Source organism: Streptomyces sp. GC420, assembly GCF_009916105.1.
In the GTDB taxonomy this organism is placed as follows: domain Bacteria; phylum Actinomycetota; class Actinomycetes; order Streptomycetales; family Streptomycetaceae; genus Streptomyces.
In genome coordinates, this window is sequence record NZ_JAAAXQ010000312.1 from 1 (window position 1) to 9,888 (window position 9,888).

The 9,888-nt window shown below is 66.3% G+C and carries 10 protein-coding genes and 4 pseudogenes; 11 read left to right on the plus strand and 3 right to left on the minus strand.

Annotated elements, in window-relative coordinates; genetic code table 11:
- From GUY61_RS29060 to GUY61_RS29070, 3 genes and pseudogenes are all read left to right on the plus strand, one after another.
- Window positions 1-1,135 (plus strand): replication initiator (locus GUY61_RS29060; RefSeq protein ID WP_166633233.1); only part of this gene is annotated, 1,135 nt, incomplete at its 5' end.
- On the plus strand, window positions 1,135-1,359 hold the full coding sequence (locus GUY61_RS29065) for a helix-turn-helix domain-containing protein (protein WP_166633234.1): 225 nt from the start codon (window positions 1,135-1,137) through the stop codon (window positions 1,357-1,359). The genes GUY61_RS29060 and GUY61_RS29065, both read left to right, overlap by 1 nt.
- Window positions 1,359-2,647: pseudogene (locus tag GUY61_RS29070) on the plus strand (tyrosine-type recombinase/integrase). The gene GUY61_RS29065 and the pseudogene GUY61_RS29070 overlap by 1 nt, the downstream one beginning before the upstream one ends.
- Window positions 2,648-2,751: 104 nt before the next feature.
- Here GUY61_RS29070 and GUY61_RS29075 read toward each other — a convergent pair.
- Both GUY61_RS29075 and GUY61_RS29080 read right to left on the minus strand, forming a co-directional pair.
- Entirely contained in the window at window positions 2,752-3,216 is a 465-nt protein-coding gene (locus GUY61_RS29075) for a hypothetical protein (protein WP_166633235.1), read from the minus strand.
- A gap of 27 nt (window positions 3,217-3,243) precedes the next feature.
- Entirely contained in the window at window positions 3,244-4,614 is a 1,371-nt protein-coding gene (locus GUY61_RS29080; protein ID WP_166633236.1) for a polymorphic toxin-type HINT domain-containing protein, read from the minus strand.
- 62 nt (window positions 4,615-4,676) lie between these two features.
- Between GUY61_RS29080 and GUY61_RS29085 the strand changes: the two genes are divergently transcribed.
- The 8 genes and pseudogenes from GUY61_RS29085 to GUY61_RS29120 all read left to right on the plus strand — a co-directional run.
- Window positions 4,677-4,850, plus strand: coding sequence for an IS3 family transposase (locus GUY61_RS29085; RefSeq protein WP_166633237.1), 174 nt, complete (start codon window positions 4,677-4,679; stop codon window positions 4,848-4,850).
- 302 nt (window positions 4,851-5,152) lie between these two features.
- Window positions 5,153-5,452: a transposase gene (locus GUY61_RS29090; RefSeq protein ID WP_166633238.1), complete on the plus strand. Its 300-nt coding sequence runs from the start codon at window positions 5,153-5,155 to the stop codon at window positions 5,450-5,452.
- A gap of 71 nt (window positions 5,453-5,523) precedes the next feature.
- A pseudogene (locus tag GUY61_RS41975) lies at window positions 5,524-5,748 on the plus strand (IS3 family transposase); the annotation flags it as partial.
- A 46-nt stretch (window positions 5,749-5,794) separates the two neighbouring features.
- Window positions 5,795-6,340: pseudogene (locus GUY61_RS29100) on the plus strand (IS3 family transposase); the annotation flags it as partial.
- 544 nt (window positions 6,341-6,884) lie between these two features.
- Window positions 6,885-7,469 carry an RNA polymerase sigma factor gene (locus GUY61_RS29105; protein WP_166633239.1) on the plus strand — a complete coding sequence of 195 codons (585 nt, stop codon included), beginning with the start codon at window positions 6,885-6,887 and terminating at the stop codon, window positions 7,467-7,469.
- Complete coding sequence (locus GUY61_RS29110; protein ID WP_243766835.1) at window positions 7,435-8,436, plus strand: hypothetical protein; 1,002 nt, start codon at window positions 7,435-7,437, stop codon at window positions 8,434-8,436. Before GUY61_RS29105 ends, GUY61_RS29110 begins: the two co-directional genes overlap by 35 nt.
- Before the next feature lie 153 nt (window positions 8,437-8,589).
- Window positions 8,590-9,078, plus strand: a complete 489-nt coding sequence (locus GUY61_RS29115; protein ID WP_208106601.1) for a hypothetical protein — start codon at window positions 8,590-8,592, stop codon at window positions 9,076-9,078.
- Between the two features lie 98 nt (window positions 9,079-9,176).
- Window positions 9,177-9,542 (plus strand): annotated as a pseudogene (locus tag GUY61_RS29120) (transposase); the annotation flags it as partial.
- Between the two features lie 70 nt (window positions 9,543-9,612).
- Here GUY61_RS29120 and GUY61_RS29125 read toward each other — a convergent pair.
- Window positions 9,613-9,867 carry a hypothetical protein gene (locus GUY61_RS29125; RefSeq protein ID WP_166633240.1) on the minus strand — a complete coding sequence of 85 codons (255 nt, stop codon included), beginning with the start codon at window positions 9,865-9,867 and terminating at the stop codon, window positions 9,613-9,615.
- Window positions 9,868-9,888 lie beyond the last annotated feature (21 nt).

Genomic DNA, 9,888 nt, shown 5'->3' on the forward strand with positions numbered 1-9,888 from the left:
GTCCGGCGGCAAGACCGTCCCCGACACCGTCCGCACCCACCCCCGCGTCTTCGTCACCCTCACCCCGCCGTCCTTCGGCTCCGTCCACAACCGCCTCACCACCCCTGGCGGCGGCATCCGTCCCTGCCGCTGCCGCAAGCTCCACGAACTTAACGACGCCCTGATCGGCACGCCGCTGAATCCGGCGACGTACGACTACACGGGCGCGGTCCTGTTCAACGCCCACGCCGGAGCCTTGTGGGCCCGCTTCACCACCTACCTGCGCCGCGAGCTTGCCGCCCGGCTCGGCATGACCCAGATAGCCGCCCACGCGGTCCTGCGGGTCTCCTTCGCCAAGGTCGCCGAGTACCAGCAGCGCGGCCTGGTCCACTTCCACGCCGTCATCCGACTCGACGGCCCTGACGGCACCAGCCAGCCCCCGCCGCCGTACGCCACCGTCGCCGTGCTCACCGACGCCGTCCGCGCCTCCGCCGCGCGGGTCCGCGTCACGGTCGAGTCAGATGCGGTCGGGGAACGCGAACTCGCCTGGGGCGAACAGCTCGATGTCCGCGAGATCACGGCCTTCGGCGCTGACACGGAATTCACCGACCAGGCGGTGGCCGCCTACGTGGCGAAGTACGCCACCAAGTCCGCCGATGCCTCCGGTTCCCTCGACCGTTCCCTGTTCTGCCGTCCCTGCCAGGGACGCGGGGCCACTCTCCTGCCCCACGGCACCCCGCTCCCCTGCACCGCCTGCGACGGCACCGGGCAGGCCCGCCCGGTGCCGCGCCTCGCGGTGGCACGCCACGTGCGGCAGATGATCCGCACCTGCTGGGAGCTGGGTAGGCTGCCGGAGTTCGCCGACCTCAAGCTCTGGAAGTGGGCGCACATGCTCGGCTTCCGGGGCCACTTCTCCACCAAGTCCCGCAGCTACTCCACCACCCTCGGCGCGCTGCGCGCCGCCCGCCGTGCCTGGCGCACTGAACAGGCCTGCGCCCACGCCGGCCTGCCCGAGTCCGACCCGACGACCACGCTCGTCGTCGGTCGCTGGGACTACCTCGGCTCGGGCTACAGCCCCGGCGCGGCCCTCCTCGCGGCCGACGTCTGGCACCGCAAGGAACTGGAACGGCAGTTCGCGGCCGAAGAGGGCTGCTGATGGCCTCACCCTCGATCGCCGTCCTCCACACGGAGGCGACACCGCCACCGGATCTGCTCACCGTGCCGCAGGTGATGGCCCGCCTCCAGCTCGGCCGCTCCGCCATCTACGACCTGCTCCGCTCCGGCCAACTCGCCTCGATCACCCTCGGCCGCGCCCGCCGCATACCCACCCACGCCCTCACCGACTTCATCCGCACCCGACTCGAACAGGAAGCCGTCTGATGAGCACCCCGCGCCCCGTCTCATCTCGCCGCAGCCGCTCCCGCGCCAATGGGGACGGGACTGTCTACCAGCGCAAGGACGGCCGCTGGGAAGCCGCCGGATACGTCCTCGCCCCCGGCACACCCGTCGCCGCGTCCGCGTCTACGGCACCACCCGCAAGGAAGCGCTGACCAAGCTGACCGAGAAGATCGCCGCCAGCAACCTTGGCCTGCCCGTGGCGGCGGCCGACAGCACCGTCAGCGCGTACCTGACGTACTGGCTCAACGGCGTCGCCGTCCACCAGGTACGGGAGAACACCCACACCCGCTACGCCTCCTGCATCCGCCTCCACCTCATCCCCGGCCTCGGGGCCAAGAAGCTCGCCCGGCTCACCGCCCGCGACGTTCGCACCTTCCTCGACGGACTCCGCACCACCTGCCAGTGCTGCACCCAGGGAAGGGACACGGTCCGGCGGCAGTGCTGCGCCATCGACCAGTGCTGCGACAAGCGACTCTCCCCACTGACCGTGACCTACGTCCACTCGGTCCTCAAGTCCGCCCTGGAACATGACGTCCGCGAAGACGACCTGCCCCGCAACGTCGCCCGCAACATCAAGACCCGCGCACCTCGCCCTCGGCGCTTCAAGCCCTTCACCGCGAGTGAGGCCCGGCAGTTCCTGCACACAGCCAGCGGTGACCGGCTCCACGCGCTGTACGAACTCGCCCTGCGCACCGGGCTCCGCAAGGGCGAACTCCTCGGGCTGCACTGGGAAGACCTCGACCTCGACCTCGACGGCGGCACCGCCAGCGTCCACCGCTCCCTCCAGCGCACCCGCACCGGCGGCCTGACCGTCCTGCACACCAAGACCTGTGCCTCCGAACGCCGCATCGCCCTCCCCGCCGAATGCATCAACTCGCTCAAGACCCATCAGGAACGGCAGCTGGAAGAGCGAAGGGCCGCCGGAACGGGGTGGGCAGAGACCGGCCTCGTGTTCACCACCCCCACGGGCAACCCCCTCGACCCGACCAACCTCACGCGCCGCTTCCGTCGGCTCCTTCGTAGAGCAGGACTTCGGACCATCCGTTTCCACGACCTCAGGCACTCGACGGCAACCCTGCTCCTGGAACAGGGCGTCGACCTCGTCGTGATCAAGGAACTGCTCGGCCACGCCCACATCGGCGTCACCGCCGGCGTCTACGCCCACGTGCGACTCCGACTCCAGCGTGACGCCATCGATGCCCTGGGCCACGCCCTCGGCGGCCAGGACGACGACCCCGACGCCCCACCTGCCGCAGCCGTCGTCCGCTGACGTTGCCGTCAGCGTTGCCGTCAAAAGCCCCAGAGGCCCCGCCGGAAATCACTCCGGCGGGGCCTCCGCTTATCACTCTGCATTCGCTTCGAGAACAGTCCGAGCTATTCCGGCAGGATTTGCCGAATCACCGGATTAACAGCCAATCCAGGGATCTCTGAAGTTAGACGCGAATACGCCTCTCGAAGGAAGTTGGAGAAAGCACTCGCGAGCTCTTCATGCTCGACAGTAACCCGCCAGGGCCGTTTCGATGAGGTCAAGGTAATTAGATCGCCATCGCGACGCAGATGGATAACCTCTTCGCTCTCTGTGAAACCGAACGCCGCATCTTCTCCTGATGAGATACGCCTCTCCGCATGGGAAAGCGAAAGGGCAAGATCCACGAGCGTCACAAATCTTCGCTTTGAGATGACCTCCACGTTATCTACGAGCATCTCGACATTGACGCCGAAGTACTTGTAGCGAAGGTCAATCTCTGCAAGACCGGCAGGATCGCCCCGCTTGGCCCCCTCCCAGGTCCTCCGCCAGGGTGAACCCGGCTCTGGGAGAGAGAAGGAAAGATGAATCATGGTTTCTCCTTGCAGGAACTCTCTCACCTAGAACGGGAAGGCGGTCACGACTTTTCCGTCATTCACGATCACGCGGATGCTAGTCAAGTCTCCGCCCCCGTTTGCCGGACCAGCCCTGCCGATGGTGTCACCGAAGTCCCATTCGTGAATCTGGCCGGGCCGCGGTGCGCCAGTAACAGGGTCTGGCGTGTTCGGCTTGGGAGTGCCGCGATTGATGGTGTCAGCAATCCTCTGACGGACCTTCTTCTCCTTGCCGATGAAGATACCCGCCTCGTCGTCGACCAGCGCACCACCGGGCCGGTGACGGTCCAGAATATGCTGCCAGTCCCCGTTCTCCAGCGCCGCGGTTCCGCAGATTCCACTCGAATTGTGAACGAGGACCGGAGTCTGTCCCGCCAGCACATAGTACGTGTGGGGGCCGGTGACACTCAGGTTGTGTACTCGAGCTGTCTGAGTCCAGTTTTGGATCGCCGTGATCTGGACCAAAGTGCCGGCCGAGGTACGGAGCCACTGCCCGGGCTTCAGGTCTCCGGCCTTGGTCCAGAGGCGCAGGTCGCTCACCCAGAATGGGTGGTTGTCCGTAGCGGTGACTGTCTGCTGCTTGGCCCATTGGTCTGAGACTGTGATTCTTACAAGATTTTTGAAGCCCTCGCTTAGGAGTTTCGCTGTCACCTTCTGCGGTGATGTTTTGCCGGTCTGCGGATCGGTTGTCAAAACTTCATCGCCGACTCGCAGATTTTCAATCTTCGTGGTCGTTCCATCCGCGAGGAGGACCTTAGTTCCTGGGGGGAAACTCATTCGCCTCGCCGGGCAGGACAGTGCTTCGGCTGCCGCGTTGTCACCCTTTTTGATGAGTTTTGCGGCTTTGGCGAGCCTACCTACTGGGATGAAACCCGCCGCTGTCCATACGCAGGCGCTGACGCTTCCCTGGGCGCAGCGGATGGCGTCGCGTACGCCGATCAATTCAAGGAAGTCCTGGGTCGGGCTAATCCATCCCAGATCGTGCAGAGCCCCGCAGAGGTCACCGGATGGGTTGCTGTGACATTTGTCGTCAGCCCACATCACGAGGAGTTGGGTATACGTCTTGTTCTTCCAAGGATCCCACCCAAGGTTGCGGAGTGTTTCCTCGGAAGGAACCTCTACGCCAGGGATAATTTCTGGTCGGCCTTCCCCACCGCTGCCTCCGCCTCCGCCTCCGCCGCCACTGTTCGATCCGCTGTGGTCGATGCTGTACAGCACGTTTCCGTCGTTGTCGTAGCAGTTGCTGTGTGTGCAGCCGGGTCCGTTGTCCGATGTCCATACAGTGTCCGGGTTGTCAGCGCTACAGCCATCGCAGAACAGACCAGTCTCGTCGGAGTAGCTGACGGGGCTGTTGTTGGAGTAGCTGTAGCCGTTCATAGACAGGCTGTTGTTGGCGTCGAGGACGGGATCGACGCTGATGAGACAACGCGCTCGCCGAGTTGTTCTTCGCCACCATCAAGCGTGAGTTGCTCGGCACCTCCGCCTGGCCCAACCGGGCCGCTGCCCACACCGCCATCTTCGATTTCATCGAGGGCTGGTACAACTTGCATCGGTTGCACAGCAGCCTCGGCTACCGCAGTCCCGCCGAATACGAGACCGCACTCGCAGCCTGACCACCACACCAATGGTGTCCGTCAAAGTGGAACAGGCTCAGTATGAGGAGTTCTCCGTCGGCGTCGTAGAGGTAGCGGGTGTCGGTGGCGGGTTTCGTTCCCGCGGCGGGTTCTGTGGTCCGGGCGGGTTTTCCTTCGCTGTTCCAGGTCAGTGTCTGGGCCGCCTGGGCGCCGGGTCGGCTGGTGGTGTTGCCGGTCAAGTCGTAGCTGTACGTCTTGGCGGTGGGTGTGGAACTGAAGCTTCCCCTTGATCGTGGACACCTGGAGACTGGGATCTGAGGTTCCAGAGGAAGTAGCACCAGGTGGGAAGCAAGTACACGAAGCGGTACACCGAGGAGTTCAAGCGGGACGCGATCGCGCTCGTCGACTCCTCGGGCAAGACGGTCACCGCCGTGGCCCGGGAACTCGGCATCAGCTCCGAGTCCCTGCGCGGCTGGTACCGCAAGGCCAAGGCGGACCGGGGCGAGGGCGAGTCCGGCGAGTTGACCGGTGCCGAGCGCGAGGAGCTCAAGCGGCTGCGCAAGGAGAACCGTGAACAGCAGCAGACGATCGAGATCCTGAAAAGAGCGACCGCCTTCTTCGTGAAGGAGAACGACCGGTGAGCGAGTTGTACCGGTTCATTCACGCGGAGAAGGCGAACTATCCGATCGTTGTGCTGTGCCGGGTTCTGCACGTGGCCCGCTCCTCCTACTACGCCTGGCGCGAGAGTGAGGCCGCCCGCCGCGCCCGCCAGGCCGCCGACGACTCGCTCGCGCACGAGATAACCGTGCTGCACCTCGCCTCCCGGAAGACCTACGGTGTTCCGCGCATCCATGCCGAACTGCGGCGTCTGGGACGACAGGTGAACCGAAAGCGCGTCGCCCGCGTGATGCGCGAGCGCGACATCCGGGGCGTCACCCGGCGGAAGCACCGCTCGCTGACCCGGCCGGAGCAAGAAGGCGAAGCCGGCCCCGGACCTGATCGGCCGCGATTTTCACGCCGAGCGTCCCGGGAGCAAGCTGGTCGGCGACATCACCTACCTGCCGACGGCCGAGGGCTGGCTCTACCTCGCCTGCTGGCTGGACCTGGCCACCCGCGAGGTCGTCGGCTATGCCATGGCCGATCACCACCGCGCCGAACTCGTCGTGGATGCCCTGGACATGGCCCACGGCCGGGGGAACCTGGAGCCGGGCTGCGTGATCCACAGCGATCGGGGCAGCGAGTACACCTCGACTCAATTCCGGTACCTCGTCGTACGGGAGTTGGGGCTGCGCCAGAGCTGCGGACGCACCGGATCATGTTTCGACAACGCCGCCGCGGAGAGTTTCTGGGCCCTGCTCAAGGAGGAGATCGGCACCCGGATCTGGCCCGACCGGGCCACCGCCCGCACCGAGGTCTTCGCCTTCATCGAGACCTTCTACAACCGCCGCCGCCTGCGCAAACACAAGATCTTCGGTTACCTCACCCCAGCCGAGAGCAGGCAGCGGCATCAACACGCCCTCGCGGCATAACCATCGAGTGTCCAAGATCACGGGGAAACTTCAACCTGGGCCGACCCCGCCAGCACGCCCAGCGCTGCGAACGCCCGGATCGTCCGGCCCCGGTTTCAGGGATGATCCACCACTGCGCCGAAGGCAGCCCAGCGTCCCGGGTGCCGGGCTGCAGCATCCTCCATGCGCTGCCAGGCCGTGTCGGCGCTGTGCGCGGGCCCTCGGGCGGGCCGCTGAGCAGGGCGATGTCACAACTCCTTGAGTGCCGCGCACTGTTGGGGGTCGTGGGACCGCACGAAGCGTGCGGTCGTGAAGATGGGAAGGGGACCTGCAGTGGATCCGGTGTTGGTCGGGGCGGTAGCGACCGCCTTCGTCAGCGTGGTGAGCGGCGTGGTGAAAATCGCCCACCGATGGCTGGGCAAACAGGTGGAGTTGGCGCGGATCGCCGATGAAGGGCTGACCGAACGGGTCCGCTGCGCTGCACCCTGGGGCGCTGTACAGGAGTCCTCGAGGGGTCGGCTTGTGTGGATTGCGTTTTCACCTCTCCAGGGCGGGGGTGCCTGCGATGGAGGATGCCGGCAGCGGTGAACTGAGTGTGGCCGAACCGCTGGAGACTGCCTCGGTTGCGCTTCCGGGCCGTGAGCTGGCCGAGGAACTGCACCATGCTGAGTACCCGGCTCTTGTTCGATTCCTGCTGCTGCACGGCGCGTCGTGGGCGGAAGCGCAGGACGCCGCTCAGGACGCCTTCACCCAGATGTGCACACCTGGCTTGTCCATCGCCTATCCGAAGGCGTGGCTGCGCACGGTGGCGTTTCGGGCATGGGTGCGCCAGCAGGTCAAGCCCGAGGATGCCTGCGCGGAGCTGCCCGAGCCGCGTGGCGTGATGCGCTGGCAGACGCCCGCGCATGCGGCGGAGGTCGGTGAGGAGGAACGGCGCGTCATCACGCTGCTGCTGCAGCTTCCGGCCAAACAACGGGCGGCCATGGCGTGGCACTTGGACGGTTTCACCACTCAGGAGAGCGCCCGTGCGATGAGTACCACACAGGCGGCGGTCCGCCAGAACCTCACCAGGGCCCGGGCTGCTTTGAAGGCGGGGCTCGGTCTGGAGGCCGACCATGCCGGTGAAGAGTCGAGGGGGAACGATGAATGACAACCAGTCCGTGCACGTGGCGGACGGGAATCCGGACGGGCTCGACGTGCTGCTGGCGTGCGTCCATGCGCAGCTCGGTATCGCCGTACATGACCGGCTCATGGCACAGGGCGGCGTACCGGAGCTTCGCGACCCCGACCTGGCCCTGGACCGGCTGCTGGCCTCGGCCCACCGCACGGCTGGGAAAGCGGTCACCGCGCGTCTGGCCCGTGAGAGTCGCCAGGGCCGTGACCACAGGGTCGAACCGCTCGAGGCGGACCACATGTTGGCCGGCCGTCCGGCGACAGTGCGGCTGAAGTACCGCCGTGATGCTCTGCGCATCGCTCGCGCGTACTGGCCACGGGATCTGGTGGGGGCGGTGCAGGCCACGCTGCGTCTGCTCGGCGAGCTGAGCGAGGTGCTGGACGCGGCACAGGACCGCACCGGTTACGCACGCGAGGTGGTGGAACAGCTGGACGCACGGCTCGCGGAAGTTCTGCGGTTGCCTCAACCGCGGCGCCGTCCAGCGGCGTTGACTGGTACCGACTACCTCGCCACGGTCGAGATCTTCCTCGCTCGCCAGGCCGAGCAGCTCTTCTACGACGTGGAACGCGCCCGTCAACTGCTCGACGAAGAACTCACTCCTCTGCTCCCCACGATCGACGATGCCGCCGGGTATCTTTCCGGAGCCGAGGCAGTGGCCCAGGACCTCGCGGACGACCTGGAACAAGTAAAGAATCTGGCCGTTGCCCTGTCGCGTGCAGTCGCCGAGGTGGAGAAGATCAGCAGTGACTTTGTCGGTGCCGACCTGCGCCATGCCAACATGGACGGTGTCCTGCTGGAAGGCATTCGCTGGGACGCCGCCACCATCTGGCCGGAAGGGTGGGAGGCCCTGATCCGGCGGGCGTCACTGCCGGTCGGCGGAGAACACGGCATCCTCATCATCGCGGCAGAACCACACGACAGCGTGCTCCCCGCTGATGCCTAAGAGGTCAGTGGGACCTCTTTTACTGATCGTTTCAGAATGACTCCGGCCGATAGCAGCAATCCTGTTGGCACTTGTACAGCTGAGTTGGCACCTTGGCCCATGGCCTTGTGCGTGCGGCTTGGTCCGGACCGGTCGGAACGTAGGAGTGGATGGATGGGCGTGGATGCGGAGCGGGAGTGCTGGGAGCTGCGGTCGGGAGCCGGTGTGGGTCCGTTGCAGTTCGGGATGTCTCCAGCCGAGGTCGCCCAGGCGCTTGCGGTCCCTGGACCGCAGGAACGGGCTGGCGGTCCGTATGCGCAGGAGGACTTCCCGAATGGGGTGAAAGCGTTCTACGACGCGGGCAAGCTCGCCTGTGTTGCGCTGGATGCGGTCACCGGTCCGCAGGTCTTCCTGTCTGGCTTCCCGCTGGCGGGAAGCGATCCGGAGCAGGGCCAGCAGTTCCTGCTGGACCACGCTGCGGAGCATGGGAACTGTCTGCTCTACACGCCTGATGACTCGCTTTCCCTGACTGATCTCGGGGTTCTTCTGCGCTCGCAGCAGGTCGGGGCAGCGCGCCTGACCCGTCCGCTCTTCGTGAAGGAGGAGTGGTTGGAGTCGGAGTACTTCCGAGACCACCTTCCGCTGGAGGGCACCTCAGGCTGAGCGCTCGATCTGGCGAACTGACGCCAGACTCTGCGTGCAAGTCGCGATGAGATGCCGCGGGTCTTGTACTCGACGATCTCGGTCGGCAAGGTGTCCGGGTGCGTGCTGATCTTGTTCCGGACGACCTGTGGGATCGGGTGGCCCCGTTGCTGCCACCCTCTCCCGAACGACGCCACCGGCATCCCGGGCGGTTGCGTGTTCCTGACCGAACAGCACTCGCCGGCGTCCTGTTCGTGCTGCGCACCGGTGTCGCCTGGCGGGACGTCCCGGCGGAGACTGTGGGCTGTTCCGGCGTGACGGCCTGGCGCCGACTGCGGGACTGGACCGAGGCCGGCGTCTGGCCACGCCTGCACGTCTGCCTCGCCGTCCTTCGGCACGGTGGGCGCTCTCTCCTCGTTGCGGGTGCGCGGGAAGGTTCTCACCCGCGCGCGGTGCCCGGGGGCGGAACGGCATCAGGTCCACCGGCGAGTGTGATCACTCGGTCTGGCGTCTGGGTAGACGGAGGGGGCGGCCGGTCGGCCGCCCCGGGGAGGGCTACTTGACTGGGTCGGAGAAGTCGTTCAGGAACGCCTCCAGGTCCATGTCCTCGGCCAGCTTCTCGGCGGGGGCGGGCGGCTGTGCGGAGGCGAGGCGGGAGGTCCGGAAGTTCTGGGCGCCCATCGGGGCGCGCGGTTCCTCGACGGCGGGGGCGTCGGGGTCGATGAAATCGTGGCAGTCGCCGAATAGGGCATCGGTGGGGTCCAGGTCGAACTTCACCAGCGGGGGGGGTGCCTCTATGTCTTTCGTCAAGCGGTGCGAGGGCTCCTCGGC